Below are 20,448 nucleotides of genomic sequence, written 5' to 3'. Positions count from 1 at the left end.
TGTGGGCCGAACCAGGTTCGGCCCCGGCGTGGGCGTCGTTACTCAATACAAGGTGCAAGGATGAATAGTCTCAAGGATCGGCATTGGCCGCGGCTTCCCAGCCCGCTGCCCAAAGATGTCACTGACCGGGTGCTGATGGGCTACCCCGAGCATTACCGTGAATACCCGCTGGTGGAACAGGTGGGCATGGCCATCCGGGCGCTGCTCGATAGCCCGGTCGAGCAGTTGCTGGCCCAGCTGCAAAGCGCAGATACGCCGTTGTACCAGCGCATTGGTGCAGGTGAAGTGCTGGGGTTGCGCGGTGACCCGCGCATTGATGTATTCAACCCGCAGATGATCGATATTCCGGGCGCTACCGTGCATATCGGCCTTGCGCCAGAGCGGGTGGGTGAAGTCCTCGATGCGTTCGACGGGCTAGGCCTGGACCGCAGCTGGATCGAGAAGGAAACCCCGCTGCACAGCGTTCAGCTGGACCGCTATCGCATCGCCCGCTTTGCCGTGACCAACAGCGAGTACCGGGCGTTTTTGCTCGACACCGGCCACCCCTCGCTGCCCAGTAGCTGGGCCTTTGGCCGCTACCCGCAGCAGCGCGCCAACCACCCGGTGTACAGCGTCAGCGACAGCGACGCCGATGCCTATGCGCAGTGGTTGAGCCAGCGCACCGGCCGGCGCTTCAGCCTGCCGACCGAAGCCCAGTGGGAGCATGCCGCAGCCGGGCCCCAGCGCCTGCAGTTTCCCTGGGGCGAACACTTTCACGCCGAATATGCCAACACCATCGAACTGGGTTACCTGGACAGCACCCCGGTGGGGGTGTTCCCCGAGGGCGCCTCGGTGTTCGGCGTGCTGGACATGGCCGGCAATGTCGAGGAGTACGTCGCCGATGACTATCGGCCTTACCCCGGCGGCCCGCAGATCAACGACGACCTGGTGCTGGATGTCGGTCGTCACCGAATCGCCCGTGGTGGCAGCTTCACGCGCTTTCGCGACCTGGCGCGCAACCCTCGGCGACATGGGCGCTACCCACGACCGATCTATGTCATGGGCTTTCGCCTGGTAGAAAACAACAACTGAGTTATCTGTCAATCGTGCGAGGTTTGATCATGAACAACGACGTTTCGCTGCACACCAAGGTGCCGATCTCGATCCTCGGTGGTTCGGTCGACGCTCATTTCTTCGGCTTCAAGGGCTTCGACAAGCACAACGAACATTTTGCCGTCGGCATCAACCTGGACAAGGCCCAGGTGCCGCTGGTGCGGGTGCATTCCGAATGCATCACCGGCGATGTGTTCGGCTCCCAGCGCTGCGATTGCGGCCCGCAATTGCAGGAGGCGCTGAACACCTTGAACGTGCAGGGCGGTTACCTGATCTACCTGCGCCAGGAGGGGCGCGGCATCGGCCTGTATTCCAAGTTCGAGACCTACCTGCTGCAGGACCGCGGCCTGGACACCTACGAAGCCAACCTTGAGCTCAACCATCCCGCCGATTCGCGCAGCTTCGCCCCAGCGGCGCAGATGCTCAAGGCGTTGAATGTGCACCGCTGCCGGCTGCTGACCAACAATCCGGACAAGGTCCAGCAGTTGCGCGAAGGTGGCATCGAGGTCATCGACCAGGTGCCGACCGGGGTGTTCCTGACCCGGCACAACCGTAACTACCTGCTGTCGAAAGTGGCCAAGTCCAGCCACTCGATCAAGCTCTGATTGTTCTCTGAAGAAAAAAGGATTTTTCGATGAAACACATTGGCCCCATCAGCGGCATCGCCGCCCATGCAGCAGAGTTCGTCGCCACCGCAGGCTACGACAACCAGGTCATTTTGTGGAATGCCCGCACCGGTTTGCCCATTCACCGTGTGCACCACGATCATCTGGCCAATCAATGCGCTTTCAGTGCCGACGGCAAGCACCTGGTCAGCGCCAGCAGCGATTACACCGCGCGTATCTGGGAAGTCCCGAGCATGCGCCTCAAGGCGGTGCTGTCCGGCCACCAGGACGACGTCGAGATGGCGGTGTTCTCGCCCGACGGCACGTTGGTCGCCACCTGCTCGCGTGACCACGTGCTGCGCATTTTCGATGTGCACGGCAACCTCAAGGGCAGTTTCCACGGCCACCAGGCCGACGTGATTTCGGTGGTCTGGTCGCCGGACGGCAAACGCCTGATTTCCAGCAGCGACGACGGCACCGTGCGCCAATGGGACACCGCCAGCTTCAGCCAGTGCGATGAAGTGGACATCGGCGGCGTCGAGACCGACACCATCGCCATCACCCGTTCCGGTGTGGTGTTCGCCGGCGACGATGAAGGGCGCATCTCGATCATCGGCCAGGGCCAGGTGCGCAGCGTTGCCGCCCACGACGCCGGGATCAAGCGCATTGTCTGGAACGACGACAAGCAACTGCTGGTGACCCTCAGCTACGACCGCTCGGCGATCCTCTGGCGCTTCGATGCCCAGCACAACCTCAGCAAGCTGCGCAGCACTGCATTGCCGAGTATCATCTGGCCGCGCAGCTGCGCCTTTGTCGGTGAAGAAGAACTGGTGTTCGCCACCTTCGGCTCGCGCTATGCCACCTGGAACTACGAGCGCGACCAGTGGAGTGTCGAGGGTATCCAACCCGCGGTCAGCATCAACGCCGTGGTCAGTGCCCAGGGCCAGCAGTACAGCATCGGCGATGCCGGCTTGCTGTTTCGCGACAACAAACCGGTGACCGGGGTCGGCAGCCTGTGCAACTTCCTCCAGCCGTTCGGGCCGTTGCTGCTGACCGGCGGGCAGATGGGCCAGGTGTTCGATGCGCTTACCGGGCACCTGCTGTACCAGCACCGCTCACCGTTGAACTGCGGCACCACCTTTACCAAGGACGGCGTGCTTCACGCCCTGATCGGCACCTACACCGGCGAAGGCCTGGTGTTCATCCTTGACGGTCGTGACGGCATTAAGCTAGTGGCCTCGATCGCCATGCACGAAAACGCCATCAAAGGCGTTGCCGCCAACGACCGCTACCTGTTCAGCGTTTGTGCCTCGGCCGATGCCGCGCTGCACCGTATCGACGATTTCAGCTGCGCCCGCCATATCGACAACGCCCATTCGCGCATCTCCAATGGTTGCTGCCAGATCGCGGGCGGCTTCGCCAGTATCGGCCGCGACCTCAAGTTGCGCCTGTGGCTGGAGAGCGGTGACGAGGTGTACGACTCGCCGCACCAGCATTCGATCAAGTGCATCGGCGCTTCGGCCGACGGCGCGATCATCGCCACCGCCGCCTACAACGGCACGGTGGCCCTGTTCGACCTGGCCACACGCAGCTGGCAGCCGCTGCAACGGCCCACCGCCAGCGGCATTTCCTGCATCACCCACAGCGGTCAGCAGCATGATTTTCTGGCCAGCTCCTATGACGGCAACATCTATGGCATCGCCGCCCGGCGTGCTTCCTGAGTGCGAGGAGATCGGTCAATGAGCAAGCAGGCAGTGGATTTCATGGAGCTTTCGGCGTACCGCAAGGCCCTCGATACCTCGTTTGTGCACCGCTATAGCCATGGTGAAGACGAGTGGTCGTGGGACATCGGCATGGCCCGGGCGGCGCGGATATTCCTCGCGGCGCTGGGTGACAGGCCCGACCAGCGCATCCTCGATGTCGGCGTCGGGCGAGGCCGCGATGCGTCGGAGTTGATTCAGGCCGGGCACCGGGTTACCGGCCTGGACATCGTCGAGAACTCCAGCTGGCCGCTGTTGCGCAAGCGTTGGGGCGAACGCCTGGAGTTGCTCAACAGCGCCCTGCAGGACTGGCAGCCGGTGGACGGCCGGCAGTTCGACGCGGTGCTCGACAACGGTTGCTTCCACCATCAGCACCCCGATGAGTGGGATGCGTACCTGGCGCACATGCGCAGCCACGTGCGCCAGGGCGGCCTGATTGCGCTCAATGTGTTTGGCGTGGACAGCAGCAACCCGGTACCGGGCTGGCGCGAGATGGACAACCAGCGCCAGGGTTACTTCTTCACCGAGCAGGGTATTCGCGACACCCTTGAAAGCTACGGCTTGACCTGGCAGGAGCTGGTGGTGATCGAACGCCAGCATGGCGACGCCATGTACCTGCTGGCGCTGGTACGCAACTGAGTGGGAGCACGGCCGGGGCCTGAGGGTTTCAGGTCCCGGCCGTTTTACTTACTTCCTGCAGATCAGACCGATCTGCAGGCTGTTGCTTTCGAACGCGTCCCAGTAGCCCGGCTCCCGGGCCGCCCGGCGTTGCTTGCTGATCAACGGCGCAATCCACAGGCAGTCGCGCAAGCCTGCGGCTTTTGCCGCGTCTTCATACACCTCTTTACGCCAACGGTAGTAAGTGAAGTCGGCCGGCGGCGTGGACATGAACTGGGCTTTGCAGCGATAGCCGCCGTTGACGGCGCTTTCTTCCAGTACGCTGATGCCGTAGCGGGTGAAGTTGCCCTTGGCCAGGTCAAAGGCCGGGTTGGCGGTGTAGGCCACCAACTGGCCGCCGGGCTTGAGGTTCTGCGCCGCGGTGCTGAACATCCGCCCCAGTTCCTCGACGCTGCTGGCGTAGTTGAACAACCAGGCCGCGGTGACCTTGTCGTAGCTGCCGATGCGCCCCATTTGCGCCACGTCCCGTACTTCATAGGCGATACCGTCGTTGGCCTGGCGGGCCTGGTAGATCATGCTCGGCGAAATATCCACGCCGCGCACCTGAGCCGCGCCCCAGTCCTTGAGCTGGCGGCTGAAAAAACCGTGGCCACAGGCCAGGTCGAGAATCTCCAGGCGCTGCACGTTGCCGACCATGTAGCGGAAGGTATCGACTTCGACACCGCGCTGGCTGGCATGGCTGGTGAAGTCCTCGAACTGTTCACTGATGCGCTCGTACACCTGTTTGGCTTCTTTCATCGCTGCTCCTTGCATGGCAGGGGGACTCAACTCTTCAGGCCAGGGCCCGGGCCGGGCTACGGGTAAGGCGCCAGGTCAGCCGCAGGGCCAGCACCGGCGCCAGGGCAAACACGCCGAACAGCCAGGCCGAGGCCTGCTGCGCACCGGCGACGCCACCGGGCTCGACCAGCCCGGCGCTGTTGCTGACCAGCCCGGCCAGTGCGGCGGCCAGGGCAGTGGCGTACAGCTGTACGGTGGTGATCGAGGCCGAGGCGAGGTTCTCTTCGCCCGGGCGGGCGGCGCTGAGTATCCGGGTCAACAGGTGTGGCCAGCCCAGGCCGATCCCCAGGCCAACCCCGGCCAGGGCCAGGCAATACACAACCAGGCCCTGGGTCTGCGCCAGCCACCGCTGTTGCGGGGTCATCAGCGCCAGTGCCAGCAGGGCAACGAGAATAACCGCCGGGCCGAAGCGGATCATGCGTTCGGCGCCAGCGCCTGTTCGGCTGGCGCTGAACAACGCGGCAACGGTCCAGCCACCGGCCATGGCGGCGGTCATGTAGCCAGCTGCCAGCGGGCTCAGGCCGTGAATCTGCTGAAGGAAATAAGGAACGAAAATCTCCGTGGTGATCGCCGCGATCAGCAGGCACATGACCGCGTACAACCCACCCAGCGGTGTGCCCAGGGCGTAGGCGCCGGTGGGCAGCAGGCGTCGGCCGGGCTGGTGGTCCAGGCGTGCGATCAGCACGGCGATGGCCAGCCCCGCGCCGATACCGATCAGGTTCCAGAGCAGTTGCGTCGACAGGCTGGCGGCGGAAATCGCCAGCACCGACGCCACCAGGCAGGCGATCAGGCCATAGGGTGGACGGGATTGCGAACGGGCGGCGACCTGGTTGCGCAACTGGCTGATGACGATCAGCGCCAGCAGCGCCGCTACCGGCAACAGCGACCAGAACGCCCAGCGCCAATGACCGCCCTGGGCGAAGATGCCACCGACCGCCGGGCCGCACAGGGTCGCCACGCCCCACATGCCGGACACCAGGGCCATGGCCCGCGGCCACAGGCGTTCATCGAACACCAGGCGGATCAAGGCATAGCTCAGGGCAAACAAGATACCGCCGCCCAGGCCCTGGACACTGCGGCCGATCAGCAGCACCGGCATGCTTGGCGCTGCGGCGCAGATCACCGAGCCCAGGGCGAACACCGCCAACGCCAGGAGAAAGGCGGCGCGCGCACCCAGGCGTTCGATCAATTGCGCCGACAAGGTCGAGCCGATGATCGAGGTGGCGACGAACAGGGTGGTGCTCCAGGCATAAAACGCCAGGCCGCCGATGTCGGCAATCACGGTCGGCAGGATGGTGGTGACGATGTAGACGTTGATCGCGTGCAAGGCCACACCCCCGGCCAGGGCGATCGAGCGCAGGGCATTGCGCCCGTGCAGCAGTTCGGCCCATGAAGCGGGGGCAGGGGTGTGGGCGGTACTCATGTGCGGCTCCTTCGCAGGCGGGGCGTTCAGTGGCTGAAAGTCTAGGTGCAGTCGTTCTATTACACAATTTATAACTTGTATAAATAGCCAGCGCGCCAGGCACCGGTTTTGCTACCATCGCGTTTTTTTACCGCCCGCGCACTGAAGCGCCGGGCGGCTGACAGGCAAGGCCGAAGGAGAGCAGCATGATCATCACCACCACAGGTACCATCGAAGGCCGGGAAATCGCCGCCTATCTGGATGTGGTCAGCGCCGAGTCGGTCCAGGGCATCAACGTGGTTCGCGATATTTTCGCCAGCTTTCGCGACTTTTTCGGTGGCCGTTCGCAAACCCTGGAGAGTGCCCTGAAAGAAGCACGCATCCAGGCCACCGACGAAATCCGCAGCCGCGCGCGCAGCCTGCAGGCCGATGCGGTGGTGGGCCTGGATTACGAAATCAGCATGCCGTCGGCACGCGGTGGCATGGTTGTGGTGTTTGTCACCGGCACCGCCGTAAAGCTCAAGTAAGCCTCTAAGTCACCCGAGGGGTGCGACAAAATAGCCCGGCCATTGGTCGGGCTTTTTTGTCTTCGCCCGTGTGGTCCGTAAATGACCGGCTAGTCTCAGAATCACCAGGGTCAGTGCTTTTCTGGGCAATCATCTGCTTGCCGGTACTGATCCGCTGTCGGAGGGAGACTGGGGCATGGTTGACTTATTCAATGAGGACAACGGCGACGCTTTTCCAATCAACAATCTAATCCGTTGCGGGCAGAGCGGCTATCGGCTGGGCTTTACCAACATGACGCAGGAAGACGCACAGGTGCGCCTGAACACGCTGCCGCGTAGCAAGAAGGGCAAATTCACCCCGCGCTTGCCCGCGAAGAAGTGATCGAATCGACCACCACCCCGCCCAACGGCGGGGTTTTTTTTGCATTGTTTGACCTCGCGCAAAGGTTGTGCGGCTCGTACTCGCCTGATTTCGGGTTGTGTGCCTTACTACTGCCGCCATCAATACAGGAGTCACTCGATGCGTATCAGGGAAGAAACTTACTGGAGCTGGGCCGACGCGCAACTGCATAGCCGCAGCCATGACGAACAGCTCAGTGACGGGACCAGTATCGACGTGCAGGTGAGGTTGTCGCGTACCGGTGCCACGCAATTGTTCCTCGGCATCTATACGTGCCAGGGCAATGCCCTGGTCGAGGAGTATTACGACAACCGTCCCGGCGAAACCATGACCCGCGCCATGGTCTGGGGTGTCGACCGGGCCCGGGCACTGGCTACCGGGGCGTTGCCGCTGGAGACGGTGGCGCTGCGCCTTCAGGCCTGAGGATGGCGGGCGCGGCTGGCCTGGACGATGCGCTGGGCCGGCACGCGCAATTGGCGCAGCAGGTAGTCGGCAAATTCGTCGGGGTAATCCTGCAGTGCAATTGCCTGCGCCATGCAGCTCAACCAGATAGCGCTGTGGTGTTCATCGATCGGCCATTGGGCATGGAAGGCCGGGATGGCGATCGGGCCATAGCGTTCGCTGAACAGCCGCGGGCCACCGAGCCAGCCGCTGAGAAAGCAGGCCAGCTTGTCGCGTGAGGCATCGAGGTTGTCGGGGTGCATCTGGCGCACGGCCAGTGCCTCGGGGTTCTCATCCATCAACCGGTAGAACTCATCGACCAGGCGGCGCAGGCCGTCGATGCCACCGGCGGCTTGGTAGGACGCATCACCGGTGCCGAAAGCGGGGTGGGTCATAAGTGGGCTCTTCAGGTAAAAGCGCCATTCTAGCCAAGTCCCGGGGCGAATAAAAAATGCTGTTCATGGAGTCTTGGGGGCTATGGTCCTTGGGTTGGGTTGGGTTGGGATGTTCAGGTTGCGAGCTTATCCGTTCGCTGTGGCGCCGCTGCTGGCCCCTTCCGCCTTTACGGCGGCCTACTTTTCTCTTGGGAAAAGGTAGGCAAAACCGCTTGCTCCTGCATACGGCCCTACGCTGCGCTTCGGGTCCCCTCGCTACGGCGCCCTCCGGGGCGTCGCGGCCTACGACTTGCTACGCCAAGTCTACGTCTCGCGTCTTCGGCTAACGCCGAAGGTGCTGCGCACTGCCCCTACAGGCACCTTCGCTCGGCCTCCTGAAGTCGCTTTTGGCGGCGCCTGGAATTACGTGCATGAACATCAAAATCAAGACCAAGCAAGTCGGTGCTCGCTTTGCCAGCGAGCTTGCCCCGCTCCGGCGTCAGCCTGGCTGCGCCAACATCTGCTTTCGCAGATACGCCCGTGCAGGCGCCGCCCGTAACTTCGCGACTTCAGGAGGCTGAGCGTAGGTGTCTGGAGGGGGCTGGTGCGCAGCACCCTTCGGCGTCAGCCGAAGTCGCGAGACGTAGACTTGGCGTAGCAAGTCGTAGGCCGCGGAGCCCCTGGAAGACACCGAAGCGAAGGGACCCGAAGCGCAGCGTAGGGCCGTATGCAGGAGCGAGCGGTTTTGCCTACTTTTCCCAAGAGAAAAGTAGGACGCCGTAAAGGCGGAAGGGGCAGGCAGCGGCGCCACAGCGAACGGATAAGCTCGCAGCCTCAACATCCCAAGCCAAGGACCATAGCCCCCGGGACTCCATGAATAACCATAAAAAAAGCCCAATCCGCAGGGATTGGGCTCAAGCGTGGCTGGGGCTGTGCCGCACCCCAGCGACCCTTAGCAGAGGCGGTCGATTACCGCGACGCCCGGTTTGTTCTGCAGCGCAGCCCACTCGCTTTGCAGGGTCTGCAGAACCCGTCCGACGTACTGGGTGTCGGCGGCGGCCTTCTTGCCAACGTAGCCCTGGCCGCGACGGTACATCTTCAGGCGAGCCCGCATGTTCGGGTTGCATTGCTCGAACTGCGCTTCGTCGCTCAGGGTATCCAGGCTGTCCAGGCGAACTTCGCCCGATTCGCAAACCCAGAGGATATGGCTGTCGAGGGTGTCCTTGCGCGCGGCGAACAGCCGGGCCAGTTCTTCAACAGTCGGTTGATTGTTCAGATTCATCATAAAGCCCCCTTGACCATTCGTTGTTTGTTCGCACTTGGCGCATAACATGTAGCGTTAAATGAAAGCTGCTACAGCAGCGTCACAACTGGGGGCTTCTACACGCTGCCTTTTGGGCAGTACCCATCCGCACACAGCTCATGGATCTGTCGAGCTGCCTGGAACACCCTTGCCAGTACCCCCGATCGGGGAGACGGCCTCATCATGCAAGGGGCGATGAACGGCGTCAACAGGTTTTGTAGTGATTTTTTTCATACACTACATATTGTCCGACAATGCCTCGAATTCAGGGCATTGATACGCATCAGTCCGCGTTGAGGTGACTTGCAGGATCATGCCTGGACATGTTTTGCAGGGAGTCACCCATGAATTCAGCGGCCAATGCGCCTGTCTCTCCAACTGCCGGAACCCGCGTGCCTATTGGCCTGTTGGTCGGTATCGCGGCCCTTGCCGGGGTGCTGTTGCTGCCGATGCCCGCCGACTTGCCGGTGGCCGGCCACCGGGTGCTGGCAATCCTGGCCTTTGCCGTGGTGGTGTGGATCAGCGAAGCGGTGTCGTACGAAGCCAGTGCGATCATGATCACCTCGCTGATGGCGTTTTTGCTCGGCACTGCGCCGACGGTCGCCGATCCTTCGGTAATCTACGGCTCCTCGGCGGCAATCACCCTGGCCCTGACCGGGTTCTCCAACAGTGCCCTGGCCCTGGTGGTCGGGGCCTTGTTCATCGCCGCGGCCATGACCCACACCGGCCTTGACCGGCGCATCGCCCTGGTGACGCTCTCGAGCATCGGCGTCAGCACCCGGCGCATCCTCATCGGGGCGGTGGCGGTTACCGTGCTGCTCAGCCTGGTGGTGCCCAGCGCCACGGCGCGCAGTGCCTGCGTGGTGCCGATCATGATGGGGGTGATTGCCGCGTTCGGCGTGGATAAACGCTCCAACATCGCGGCCGGGATCATGATCATCGTCGCCCAGGGCACCAGCATCTGGAACATCGGTATCCAGACCGCTGCGGCGCAGAACCTGCTGACCGTCGGCTTCATGGACAAGATGCTCGGGGCGCGGGTGTCGTGGATCGACTGGCTGATTGCCGGTGCGCCGTGGGCGCTGATCATGTCGGTGGTGCTGATTGTCCTGGTACTGAAAATGCTGCCGCCCGAGAGCGAAGCGATACCCGGCGGCAAGGCGGCGGTGAACAAGACCTTGGCCGAGCTCGGGCCGATGACCGCTGCGCAGAAACGCCTGCTTGGCGTGTCACTGCTGTTGCTGCTGGCCTGGGCCACCGAGGGCAAGCTGCATCACTTCGATACCACCTCGACCACCTATGCCGGGTTGGTGATCCTGCTGCTGCCACGGCTCGGGGTCATGACCTGGAAAGACGTGCAGGCGCGCATTCCCTGGGGCACGGTGATTGTCTTTGGTGTCGGCATCAGCCTGGGCACTACCTTGCTCACCACCCAGGCCGGGCAATGGCTGGGCGCGCAGGTGGTGGCCCATACCGGGCTGGATCAACTGGGGACGCTGGGGGTGTTCTCGATTCTGGCGGCCTTCCTGATTCTGATCCACCTGGGCTTTGCCAGCGCCACCGCGCTGACCTCGGCACTGCTGCCGATCCTGATCGCCGTGCTGCAGACCCTGCCGGGTGACTTCAGCCGCCTGGGCATGACCATGGCCCTGGGCTTTGTGGTCAGCTACGGGTTTATCCTGCCGATCAACGCACCGCAGAACATGGTCTGCCTGGGCACCGAAACTTTCACCGCCAAGCAGTTTGCCCGGGTGGGGATCCTGGTGACCTTGATCGGCTATGGGCTGATGCTGGTGTTTGCCGCTACCTGGTGGCAGTGGTTGGGCTGGATGTAAAGGGCCAAGATTGCGACCGCTTCGCGCTCGATCGCTGGCAAGCCAGCTCCCACAGTTCCGGTGTACACAAATCTACTGTGGGAGCCGGCTTGCCGGCGATGGGTTGGCAGCAGCCCCCGAATCTAGAAATTCGCCGGCGTGTTGGCGCTGATGATCTCGGCCTCGTCCTGGCCGATGTTCTTGAAGCTGTGGGGCAGGGTGGTGGGGAAGTAGTAGCCGTCGCCCGAGTTGAGGATGCTGACCTGGCCATCGACCCGCAACTCGATGGTGCCTCGGGTCACCAGGCCGCATTCTTCGCCTTCGGCATGCACGATCGGCTCACCGGAATCGGCGCCTGGCGCGTACAGCTCGCGCAACATGCGCATCTGCCGGCCCTCGACACTGGCACCCACCAGCAACATGCGCAGGCCGCTGTTGCCCAGGTCTGGCTGCTCGGTGGAGCGGAACACAAAGCGCTCCTCGCGGATCGGCTCGTCGAAACTGAAGAACTCCGCCAACGACATCGGAATGCCTTCAAGCAGCTTTTTCAGGGAACTGACCGACGGGCTGACGCGATTCTGCTCGATCTGCGAGATCGTCGAGTTGGTCAGGCCACTGCGTCGAGCCAGCTCCCGCTGGGAGAGTTTGTTGCGTTCACGCACCAGTTTGAGTCGTGTCCCCGTGTCCATAGCCGCCTTATGTGTCAAAAATTTTGGGCGAGGCATTAAAGCACATTCGGCCAGGCTTTAGCGGCCCACCTGTTAGGCGGGCTTTTTCGGCTGCGGCCACAGGCCTACCAACAACAGTAACGCAGCGACAATCAGGTATGGCAGGCGCGGATCAACGGCATAGATCAGGGTCCCGGCCAGCGGCCCGATGACCACGCCCAGCCCCTGCACCGCGCCGATGGAACCGGCCGTGGCGCCTTGCTCGCTGGCGTCCATGGCATTGGCCGCCAGCGCCGAAAACGCCGGGAACACCCAACCCATGCCACAGGCCGAAACAAAGAAACACGCCCACAGCCCCACGGCACTGCTGGCCAGGGCGCTGGCGGCAAAACCCACGGCGGCGATGCTGGCGCCGACGCGGATCATCCGCAGTGGTGGCCACTCGAGCTTGCGCACCAGGATCTGCGAGAGGATCAGCGCCACGCCGACCATGGTCAGGGCAACCCCGGCGGTTTGCGCGGCATCGGCCGGGGCCATGCCCAGGCGGTCTAGGGCGAAGAAACCGACGGTGATCTGCGCCACCGACACGCTGAGCATTGCCACGAAGGCTACCAGCAAGGGCCGGCGCAGGCGCGGGTCGGCCAGGCGTACCGGGCGTGGCGGTTGCTTGATGTGCAACTCCTGACGCTTGAGCTTGAGCAGCAGCACCAGGAACGCCAGCATCGGTAGCACCGCCATCCCATAGAACGGCAGGCCCAGGCTGTAGCGGGCCAGGACCGCTGCCAGCGCCGGGCCGATCACCAGGCCGAAGGCGTTGGCCGCACCCAGCGAAGCCATTGCCCGAGCGCGGTGCTGAGGTTCGATGTTATCGGCAATCAGCGCTGCGCCAGCAACCGGCAGAGCGGCGTAGAAGGCGCCGATCAAGCCGCGGCCAAGCACCAGCCCGGCAAAGGCCAATGCGGCGCTGGGCAGCAGGTGCAAAGCAGTGTCGATGAACAAACACAACGCCCAGTAGGCGGCGGTGAAGCCTGCGGTGCCGAGCAGCAACACCTTGCGCCGCCCCAGGCGATCACTGGCGCGGCCCCAGGGGCGGGCCAGAAGCATCCAGATCACTCCGGCAACCGTGACTGCGGTACCTGCCTGCCAAGTGGCCAGGCCCAGGGTGCGGGCAATCGGGCCGATCAAGGAAACGAAGGCCATCAACGCCATGGTGCAGGCCATGTTGGCCGCCAGTAGCGGGCGCAGGTCGAAAGAGGAGCGCTCGGCTGAAGCGAGCACGGCAGGGTCCGTTGCAGTGGTCATGGGCTATCCAGGGCAGGTGAGGGCAAGGCGGTCGACGACCGATACAAGATGATAACGATTATCATCGGCTGGCGTCGACCGCAAATCACCGGCGTCAGAAATCGCCTTTGAGGGTCACCATGAAATTGCGCGGCTCACCATAGAAGTTACCCCAGGCCAGGGCGCCGACGCTGGAGTAGTAGTGCTTGTCGAACAGGTTGTTGCCGTTGACGGCAATGCTCCAGTTGTCATCCAGCTGGTAGCCCAGGCGCGCGTTCCAGATCGCGTAGCCGGGCTGTACGGTTTTCGCCGCGCGGTCCTGGTAGTGGTTGTCGCTTTGCGCGTTGACCCCGCCGCCCAGGCTCCAGCGTTGCAGCGGCCCGTCCAGTTGGTAGTCGGCCCAGACCCGCAGCAGATGGCGCGGCACGTAGCTGGCGGTGAAGGTCGCGTCTTGGCTGGTGCTGTTGGTCTTGAGGTACTCAAGCTCGGTGTAGGTGTAACCGGCCAGTACCTGCAGGCGCTCGGCCAGCTCGCCGCTGAGTTCGGCTTCAAAGCCCTGGGCGCGGACCTTGCCCTTGTCGCTGTAGCAGTAACCGTCGGAGGAACCGGCGCACACCGAATCGTAATCGGCTTCGGCGCGGTGCGCCTCGATGGTGCGGAACAGGTTGAACGCCGCGTTCAGGCCGCCATCGAGCCATTCGCCCTTGATCCCCAGCTCATAGTTGGCGCCGGTCTTGGGTTGCAACGGGCTGCCCTGGGTATCGGTGTAGGTGCCCTGGGGCTGGAAGATGTCGGCGTAGCTGCCGTACACCGACCAGGTGTCGTCCAGGTCGTAGATCAGCGCGGCAAACGGCGTGACCTGGCCGTTTTCCTGGCTGCGGTCATGCTGCCAGTAGTCCCAGGCCTGGGTGTAGGAATCGCGCTGGCTGCGGTACCAGCTGACCCGGCTGCCAAGCACCAGGGTCAGGGGCTCGGCCAGTTTCAGGCGCAAGGTGGCATAGGTGCCCATCTGCCGCGTGTCGCTTTCCACCGGCAGCGGGCCGCCGCGGTAGGAGGCGGTCTGGTACAAGCTGTCCGGCGGCTTGGGAATGTCGCGGTTGGGGGCGAAGGGGTCCATGGTCACGCCGAGCAACTGGGTCATGTTGATCAGCGCGTAGCTGTCGCTGCCCTTGGCCCGGCTGGCGTTGGCGCCGATGATCAGTTCATGCTCCAGGCCCCAGGCGTTGAACTTGCCGTCCAGGTAGGCGTCCATGCCGTAGTCGTGCTGGTCGTAGTCGAACACGCCGGAGTACAGCTGGTTGTTGGCCGAGCTGCTACCGACCGGCACGCTGCCCAGGGTCATCGCGTACTGCATGTCCTGGGTGTTGTGGCTGTGCATGGCGGCGACCTTCAACCGCCACTGGTCGTTGAAGTGATGGGTGAGGTCGGCGAACAGGTTGACCCGCTGGCTTTCCCAACTGTTCCAGGTCGCGCCCAGGCAGGTGGAGCGCGACAGCTTCAGGTCCGCACCATTGCTGTAGCGCGGCAGGCCCTGCCAGCAAGGGGTGGCGTTGAGCTTCTCGTAGGCGGCGCCGATACCGAGGGTGGTGGCGTCGTTGAAGTCGTAGTCCAGGGCGCCGTAGACCACCTGGTCGTCGCGCTTGCCCATGTCGTAGAAATACTGGCGGTCCTGCCCGGCAACCACCAGCCGGCCACGCAGGCTGCCGGATTCGTTCAGCGGGCCACCGGTATCGAGCTGGGCACGGTAGTTGTCCCAGGAGCCGGCCGAAAGGCTGACGCTGGTGGCGGCCTTTTCCTGGCCGCGCTTGCGGATGAAGTTGACCCCGCCGGCAGAGCTGCCAGAGCCCTTGAGCATGCCGGCGGCGCCGCGCAGCACTTCGACACGATCGTAATAGGCCATGTCGCTGGCAAAGCTGTTGGCCTGTACGTAGTTGCCACCCAGGTCCAGCGGCACGCCGTCGTACTGGTACTGGCCGGCGAGCATGAAACCGCGCGAGTAGAAGTATTTGCCGCCCATGGGCGAGTCATGCACGGTGATCCCTGGCGTCTTCTCCATCACCTGTTCGAGGGTGGTGAGGTTTTGGTCATCCATCATTTTGCGGGTGATCACCGTCACCGACTGCGGCGTTTCGCGCAGTGAATGCTCGCCCTTGGCAAAGCTGACCTGACGCACGGTGAGGCTGTCGGTGGTTTCCATGTGGGTGTTCAAGGTGCTGGCGCCAATGGTGGTGGCGCCCAGTTCCAGCGCGCCATCACTGGCCGGCAGCGGGCGGATCGAGTAGCTGCCGTCGGCCTGGCGGTAAGCCTGCAGGCCACTGCCAGCGAGGATCCGGCTCAGGCCTTCGAGTACCCCGTAACGCCCCTGCAGGCCCGGGCTCTGCTGGCTGCTGGTCAGTTGCGCGTCGTACGACAGGTTGACCCCGGCCGCCGCCGCAAAGCTGCCCAGCACCTGGCTCAAGGAACCCGCGTCAATGGCAAATACCTGGCCGTTGCTGGCGCTGTCGGTCTCTGCTGCCTGGGCAACGTCGAGGGGCAATAGGGGCATGACCAGAGCGGCGGCAAGCAGGTGTCGGCCAATCAGCTGGGGGAGGAGGGCACGGGGGAAGCGGGGTTGCATGGAAATCCTCTTCGTTCGCAAATGAGATTATTTCCTACAGAGGCGGACGAACGAAAAAAAACAGGCACCCCTTGCTGAAAGAATTTCAACTCAGGCCAACGCTGACCCAGAAGCGGTTGTACCGGCGCACCTGAAGCTTGAACGACGTGGCCAGGGCCGACAGCGCCGCATCGCTGTTGGTGAGGGAGAAGGTCCCTGAGACGCGTAGCCCGTTAAGCTCACTGGCGTAGGACAACAGCCCAGGGCGGTAGCGGCCGAGTTCTTCGAGTACATCGCCCAGGCGCCAGTCCTCGACGATCAGGTGCCCGCTGGTCCAGGCCGCTTCGCTGCTGGCGACGGCCTGCGTGGCGTGGACCGCATGGCTGTCGAACTGGCAACGCTGGCCAGCGTCCAGGCGACGAGCCGGCGCCTGATGCGGGTTGATGCGCACCGCCTGCTCGAACACCTCGACCTGGCTGGCGGCTTCGCGCTGAACGACGCTGAAGCGCGTGCCCAGGGCTTCGACCAGGCCTTGGGCGGTTTCCACGCGCAAGGGGCGTTGCCGGCTGTCCTTGCCGCTAGTCAGAAAAACCCGCCCGTGACGCAGGCGAATCAGTCGTTGCTGAGCATCGAAGCGGATGTCCACGGCGCTGGCGGTATCGAGCACCAACTGGCTGCCGTCGGCGAGGGTCAGGTGACGAATTTCACCGGTGGCACTGTGCACATCCGCCAGCCAGTGCTGCGCCGGCTGGCTGCGATAGCTGGCCCAGCCGCCAAGACCAAGGCCGCTGGCCAGCAGCAGGCCCTTGAGCACGCTGCGCCGGGGCAGGCCTTCGGCTTCGCTACGCTGCAAGGTATCGAAGGCGAGGCCGCCTGGCACACTGGCCAGGCGCCCCTGCAACTGCTCGACCCGCGCCCAGGCCCAGCGATGCTCGGCAGCGCTGGCCAGCCATACCTGCCAGGCCTGGTGCAGTTCGGCCGGGGCATCGCCGGCGGTCAGTTGCACATGCCAGCGGGCGGCGGACTTCAGGGCTTGGCGCTGGCGCTCGCGGTCAGTCATGGCTGAGCATCGTAAGCGAGCAGCAGGCAGCGCTCGGTGGTCTTGATCAGGTACTTTTTCACCGTGGTCAGTGACACACCCAGGGCCTCGGCAATTTCCACGTAGGTCATGCCCAGCCAGTTGGCCATCAGAAACGCCTTGCGTGCCTTGGCGCCGCAGCCCGCCAACAGTTGGTCGATTTCACGCAGGGTCTCCAGAATCAGCACCTGCTCTTCGCTGGAGATCTGTTCGGCTTGCGGTTGCGCTGCCAAGGCTTCCAGGTAAGCGCGCTCCAGTTGCTGACGACGGAAATGATCGATCATCACCCGCCGCGCCACCGTCGCCAGGTAGTTGCGCGGCTCACGCAGCAGGCGCACCAGCTCCAGCGCCTCGGAGGAGGCGAGGATGCGTACGAAGGTGTCCTGCATCAGGTCTGCTGCCCGTTGCGGACAGCTCAGGCGCCGGCGCAGCCAGTGTTGCAACCACAGGTGATGGTGCTGATAGAGCTGGCCGAGTTCGGCATTGGGCGGTGACGGCGGTGCGCTCATCCTGGCTGCATCCCGGAAAAATAATGCAGATGATAAGCATTCCCAAAAAACTAATAAAGCGTTGTTTTCACACGGCCGCCACCTTTGCTTACCAGAGCGCCAGGGTGTAGCCGACAATCAGCCGGTTCTCGTCGATGTCCGTGGTCAGGCCGCCACTGGAACGGAAGGTGGCGTTGCGCAGCCGCACGCTGACATTCTTCAGCGGCCCGCTTTGCACCACGTAGGCAATGTCGGTATCGCGTTCCCATTCCTTACCGCCGCTGACACTGGCGGTTTCGATATGGCTGCCATTCACGTAGCGGGTCATGAAGCTCAAGCCCGGCAGGCCGAGGGCGGCGAAGTTGTAGTCGTAACGCGCCTGCCAGGCATCGGTTTCAGCCTTGGTGAAGACGTTCACGGTGACCAGGTTGACCGAGTAGGGGTCCAGGCCCGGGTAGGCAAAATCGCCATCGCCTGAGAGATTCTGGTAACCGAGGCCGAACTTGTGTGCGCCCACGCCCAGGGTCAGCATGCCGTTGAAGAAGCGGTTGTCGATCTTGCCGCCGTCGACCCGCGAGGCCGCGCGCAGGTTGTGGCTGCCCTGTTCGCGGGTGTCGAAGTAACGCAGGTCGCTGCGCAGGTTGATGCCTTCGGCCAGGGGCAGGTCGTGGACCAGCCCGGCGTAGTGCTGGCGGTAGATATCCTGCATCTGCGCGTAGTAATAGCTGACGGCCAGGCGCGGGTTGATCGCGTAGGTGCCGCCGGCCAGGTCCAGGTGATTGCTCTCGACCCCGGCGTAGCTCATCTCGTCGTTGCTCGAGGAGTCGCGCAGGTTTTGTTTTTCCAGGCGGCCGAGGTTCAGGGTCAGGCCGTCGATGTCCTGGGAGGTCAGCAGGCCGCCGCTGTAGGTCGAAGGCAGCAGGCGCACGTCGTTGATCGCCGCCACCGGCAGCATCGGTTGCAGGGTGCCGAGCTTGAGGGTGGTTTTGCTGACCCGCAGCTTGGCGGTCAGGCCCAGTTCGCTGTAGTCGTCCACCGGCTCCTGGCTGGCGCCGAAGGGCAGCAGGCCGGTACCGCGCCGGTCGCGGCTGGCGTCGAGCTTGACCCCCAGCTCGCCCAGGGCATCGAGGCCAAAGCCTACGGTGCCTTCGGTAAAGCCCGACTCCATTTTCAGGATGAAGCCCTGAGCCCATTCCCGCGCCTGGCTCTGCGGCGCGCCGCTTTGGCGAAAGTCACGGCTGAAGTAGAAGTTGCGCGCCTCAAGGCTGGCCTTGCTGTCCTTGATGAACTCGGCCTGGGCGATGTAGGGGGTGAATGCGGCGCACAGGCCGGCACTCACCGTCAGCGAACGGGGCAGAAGCATTGGGGGCTACCTTTCTTGTTGTTGTGTGTGGCGGGTGCCAGGTGTCTCTGCCTATATTGTTAACATATTATCTTTATTTTTGAATAGACCTCTTACTGGTAGAAATGGCCTGGAATGGAAATTAATTAATATATTAATCCTTTGGCAGTGGCCCCGGCCACATGCTGCGCAGCACGGCGTCACGGCGTACCAGCCCGTGCACCAGCGCCGCACCCAGGTGCACCAGCACGCTGGCAAACAGCACATAGGCCAGCCAGCCGTGGGCCTGGCGCAGCAGGGCATACAGTTGCAGGTCGTGGGGCACCAGCGCCGGCAGTTGCAGCGGCAGTGGATAGCCGCCGGCAGACTGCATGCCCCAGCCCAGCACCGGCATCGCCAGCATCAGCCCGTACAGCAACAGGTGCGAAGCTTTCGCCGCCCAGCGCTGCAGTGGCGGCAAGTCGTCGGGTAGCGGCGGGTGCGGCAGGCTCAGGCGTACGCCAATGCGCACGATCACCAGCAGCAACAGGGCCAGGCCAATGGCCTTGTGCAGGCTGATCAGCCAGGTATGGCGCGGTGACAGGTCGCTGACCATGCTCACGCCAACAAACAGCATGGCCAGGATCAGCAGCGCCATCAGCCAGTGCAGGACGCGGGCCAGGGGGTGGAAGGCAACAGGTTTCATCGGCGAGCTCCCAGCTGCGCGGCTTCACGGCTGCGGCGGTTGAAGGATTCCGAGTAGGCCGCCGAGCGCGCCGCGAGGATCGGGTCGGCCGAAGGCTGGATGCCGCTCGGCAGAATCAGCGGGTCGAAGTTCAGGTCGCGACAGGCGCCTTGTTCCGCGGCATCGACCTGGTCGATCACCAGGGTGCCGGCGTTTACCGTGGGCCGCTGCGCAGGCCAGGGCTGGCTCGGGTCATCGACGGCATCGCCGGCTGCGGCCAGCGTCAATTGCAGGGTCCAGCGCAGCGGGCCCTGGTTCAGGCGCTGGCGTAGGTCGTGTTGCAGGTAGTCGTTGTCGTCGACCTGAGCCGGCAGGGCGGCGAACGGGGTTTGCGGCAACAGGCTCCAGCGCACGTAGCGGGCCTTGCCAGCGGCATCGATCAGGGCAAAAGCGTTGATGCTGTTGTAGCTGGAACTGGCGAAACTGTCCGAGGCTTTGTAGTCCTTGGCCCATTGGCGAAAGGCGGCGCTCTCCGGGTGGGCGGCGAAAAACGCCTGCAGGCGCGCCGGGTCCGGTTTGCCGGAGGCCGGGTCGGGGGTCATGGCCAGCACTTGCTGGTAGAAGGCCTCGGGCGTGCCCACCGCCAGCACCGGCGGCGTGTTCATGCCGGTGCGCCACTGCTGGCCATCGTCGCTGCGCAGTTGTAGCGCCAGGCTGCGGGTCGGCACGCTGGCATCAGGGCTGTGGGGGTTGGCGCCGCCGATGGCGAAGCGGCCGATTACCGGCACCCTGGCCTGGCTGAACACCCGCGCAGTGGACAGCTTCGCCGCAGCGCCGCTGCTCTGAAAGTAGCCACTGACGCACAGGCCCTTGGCGTGATTCTTACGGTAACCGGGGTAGTGCCCGGCCTGGGCTTCGAAGGTGTCGATAATGCGCTTCGGGGTCAGGCGCTCGGCGCCGATCCAGCCGGCGGCATAGGCAAAACCTGCGGCCAGGGCCGTCAGCCCGAAGCCGATGGCAGCCAGGCGCAAGGCGCGCGGGCGACCGTGTAGCGGAGTGCTCATGGCGATGATCCGGGTCAGTGAATGAGCCGGTACGACGCGTGGCGCAGAATTTTATTCCAGCACCAGGGAATAATTCTTCACCGCCAGCGTCTGCTTCGTACACTGATCGCCTACA

General features: G+C 63.7%; 21 protein-coding genes. 9 read left to right on the top strand and 12 right to left on the bottom strand.

The features are described from left to right. Positions 1 to 60 precede the first annotated feature (60 nt). From KHO53_RS00200 to KHO53_RS00185, 4 genes are read left to right on the top strand one after another with little or no spacing between them, the layout of a single operon-like run. Positions 61 to 1,071: a formylglycine-generating enzyme family protein gene (locus tag KHO53_RS00200; RefSeq protein ID WP_213569792.1), complete on the top strand. Its 1,011-nt coding sequence runs from the start codon at positions 61 to 63 to the stop codon at positions 1,069 to 1,071. A gap of 29 nt (positions 1,072 to 1,100) precedes the next feature. Next, positions 1,101 to 1,697 carry a GTP cyclohydrolase II RibA gene (ribA, locus tag KHO53_RS00195; protein ID WP_010226778.1) on the top strand — a complete coding sequence of 199 codons (597 nt, stop codon included), beginning with the start codon at positions 1,101 to 1,103 and terminating at the stop codon, positions 1,695 to 1,697. A gap of 29 nt (positions 1,698 to 1,726) precedes the next feature. Continuing rightward, complete coding sequence (locus KHO53_RS00190; RefSeq protein WP_036996197.1) at positions 1,727 to 3,418, top strand: WD40 repeat domain-containing protein; 1,692 nt, start codon at positions 1,727 to 1,729, stop codon at positions 3,416 to 3,418. 18 nt (positions 3,419 to 3,436) lie between these two features. Next, entirely contained in the window at positions 3,437 to 4,096 is a 660-nt protein-coding gene (locus tag KHO53_RS00185; protein WP_010226782.1) for an SAM-dependent methyltransferase, read from the top strand. 48 nt (positions 4,097 to 4,144) lie between these two features. Here KHO53_RS00185 and KHO53_RS00180 read toward each other — a convergent pair whose 3' ends face one another. Beyond that, the gene (locus KHO53_RS00180) at positions 4,145 to 4,873 is read right to left on the bottom strand and encodes a class I SAM-dependent methyltransferase (protein WP_036996196.1); all 729 of its coding nucleotides are present in this window, start codon (positions 4,871 to 4,873) and stop codon (positions 4,145 to 4,147) included. 34 nt (positions 4,874 to 4,907) lie between these two features. Further along, positions 4,908 to 6,335 carry an MFS transporter gene (locus KHO53_RS00175; protein WP_213569791.1) on the bottom strand — a complete coding sequence of 476 codons (1,428 nt, stop codon included), beginning with the start codon at positions 6,333 to 6,335 and terminating at the stop codon, positions 4,908 to 4,910. 185 nt (positions 6,336 to 6,520) lie between these two features. Here KHO53_RS00175 and KHO53_RS00170 point away from each other — a divergent pair, with 185 nt between their 5' ends. The 3 genes from KHO53_RS00170 to KHO53_RS00160 all read left to right on the top strand — a co-directional run bounded on the left by KHO53_RS00170 (position 6,521) and on the right by KHO53_RS00160 (position 7,643). Continuing rightward, the gene (locus KHO53_RS00170) at positions 6,521 to 6,841 is read left to right on the top strand and encodes a YbjQ family protein (protein WP_010226788.1); all 321 of its coding nucleotides are present in this window, start codon (positions 6,521 to 6,523) and stop codon (positions 6,839 to 6,841) included. 175 nt (positions 6,842 to 7,016) lie between these two features. Then, entirely contained in the window at positions 7,017 to 7,202 is a 186-nt protein-coding gene (locus tag KHO53_RS00165) for a hypothetical protein (protein WP_010226790.1), read from the top strand. A gap of 138 nt (positions 7,203 to 7,340) precedes the next feature. Continuing rightward, positions 7,341 to 7,643, top strand: a complete 303-nt coding sequence (locus KHO53_RS00160; RefSeq protein ID WP_010226792.1) for a hypothetical protein — start codon at positions 7,341 to 7,343, stop codon at positions 7,641 to 7,643. On the opposite strand, the gene KHO53_RS00155 is transcribed toward KHO53_RS00160, so the two are convergent. Continuing rightward, the gene (locus KHO53_RS00155; RefSeq protein ID WP_213569790.1) at positions 7,634 to 8,056 is read right to left on the bottom strand and encodes a group II truncated hemoglobin; all 423 of its coding nucleotides are present in this window, start codon (positions 8,054 to 8,056) and stop codon (positions 7,634 to 7,636) included. The genes KHO53_RS00160 and KHO53_RS00155 overlap by 10 nt on opposite strands. 410 nt (positions 8,057 to 8,466) lie before the next feature. Between KHO53_RS00155 and KHO53_RS00150 the strand changes: the two genes are divergently transcribed. Next, the gene (locus KHO53_RS00150) at positions 8,467 to 8,616 is read left to right on the top strand and encodes a hypothetical protein (RefSeq protein ID WP_213569789.1); all 150 of its coding nucleotides are present in this window, start codon (positions 8,467 to 8,469) and stop codon (positions 8,614 to 8,616) included. Positions 8,617 to 8,987: 371 nt separating this feature from the next. Here the strand turns inward: KHO53_RS00150 and KHO53_RS00145 are convergent, their stop codons facing one another. After that, positions 8,988 to 9,320 (bottom strand): hypothetical protein, encoded by a 333-nt coding sequence (locus KHO53_RS00145; protein ID WP_010226796.1) that lies wholly within the window; start codon positions 9,318 to 9,320, stop codon positions 8,988 to 8,990. Positions 9,321 to 9,682: 362 nt separating this feature from the next. Between KHO53_RS00145 and KHO53_RS00140 the strand changes: the two genes are divergently transcribed. Next, entirely contained in the window at positions 9,683 to 11,173 is a 1,491-nt protein-coding gene (locus tag KHO53_RS00140; RefSeq protein ID WP_026001537.1) for a DASS family sodium-coupled anion symporter, read from the top strand. A 122-nt stretch (positions 11,174 to 11,295) separates the two neighbouring features. On the opposite strand, the gene KHO53_RS00135 is transcribed toward KHO53_RS00140, so the two are convergent. The 8 genes from KHO53_RS00135 to KHO53_RS00100 form a co-directional block, all read right to left on the bottom strand. Next, the gene (locus KHO53_RS00135; RefSeq protein WP_010226800.1) at positions 11,296 to 11,841 is read right to left on the bottom strand and encodes a cupin domain-containing protein; all 546 of its coding nucleotides are present in this window, start codon (positions 11,839 to 11,841) and stop codon (positions 11,296 to 11,298) included. Between the two features lie 72 nt (positions 11,842 to 11,913). After that, positions 11,914 to 13,122: an MFS transporter gene (locus KHO53_RS00130; protein ID WP_213569788.1), complete on the bottom strand. Its 1,209-nt coding sequence runs from the start codon at positions 13,120 to 13,122 to the stop codon at positions 11,914 to 11,916. A 94-nt stretch (positions 13,123 to 13,216) separates the two neighbouring features. Continuing rightward, positions 13,217 to 15,718: a TonB-dependent siderophore receptor gene (locus tag KHO53_RS00125; RefSeq protein ID WP_159388868.1), complete on the bottom strand. Its 2,502-nt coding sequence runs from the start codon at positions 15,716 to 15,718 to the stop codon at positions 13,217 to 13,219. 85 nt (positions 15,719 to 15,803) lie between these two features. Continuing rightward, entirely contained in the window at positions 15,804 to 16,757 is a 954-nt protein-coding gene (locus KHO53_RS00120; protein ID WP_010226804.1) for a FecR domain-containing protein, read from the bottom strand. Next, complete coding sequence (locus KHO53_RS00115; RefSeq protein WP_010226805.1) at positions 16,754 to 17,284, bottom strand: sigma-70 family RNA polymerase sigma factor; 531 nt, start codon at positions 17,282 to 17,284, stop codon at positions 16,754 to 16,756. The genes KHO53_RS00120 and KHO53_RS00115 overlap by 4 nt, the downstream gene beginning before the upstream one ends. Positions 17,285 to 17,372: 88 nt before the next feature. After that, positions 17,373 to 18,626: an OprD family porin gene (locus KHO53_RS00110; RefSeq protein WP_010226806.1), complete on the bottom strand. Its 1,254-nt coding sequence runs from the start codon at positions 18,624 to 18,626 to the stop codon at positions 17,373 to 17,375. Positions 18,627 to 18,759: 133 nt separating this feature from the next. Beyond that, positions 18,760 to 19,290 carry a cytochrome b gene (locus KHO53_RS00105; RefSeq protein WP_159388866.1) on the bottom strand — a complete coding sequence of 177 codons (531 nt, stop codon included), beginning with the start codon at positions 19,288 to 19,290 and terminating at the stop codon, positions 18,760 to 18,762. After that, positions 19,287 to 20,339: a catalase family peroxidase gene (locus tag KHO53_RS00100; RefSeq protein ID WP_026001541.1), complete on the bottom strand. Its 1,053-nt coding sequence runs from the start codon at positions 20,337 to 20,339 to the stop codon at positions 19,287 to 19,289. Before KHO53_RS00100 ends, KHO53_RS00105 begins: the two co-directional genes overlap by 4 nt. Positions 20,340 to 20,448 lie beyond the last annotated feature (109 nt).

Origin of the sequence: Pseudomonas sp. RC2C2 (assembly GCF_018390435.1) — a bacterium.
Taxonomy (GTDB): Bacteria; Pseudomonadota; Gammaproteobacteria; order Pseudomonadales; family Pseudomonadaceae; genus Aquipseudomonas; species Aquipseudomonas donghuensis.
The sequence above is the reverse complement of the archived record's forward strand: the minus strand, read 5'-3'. Positions and strand labels throughout refer to the sequence as shown.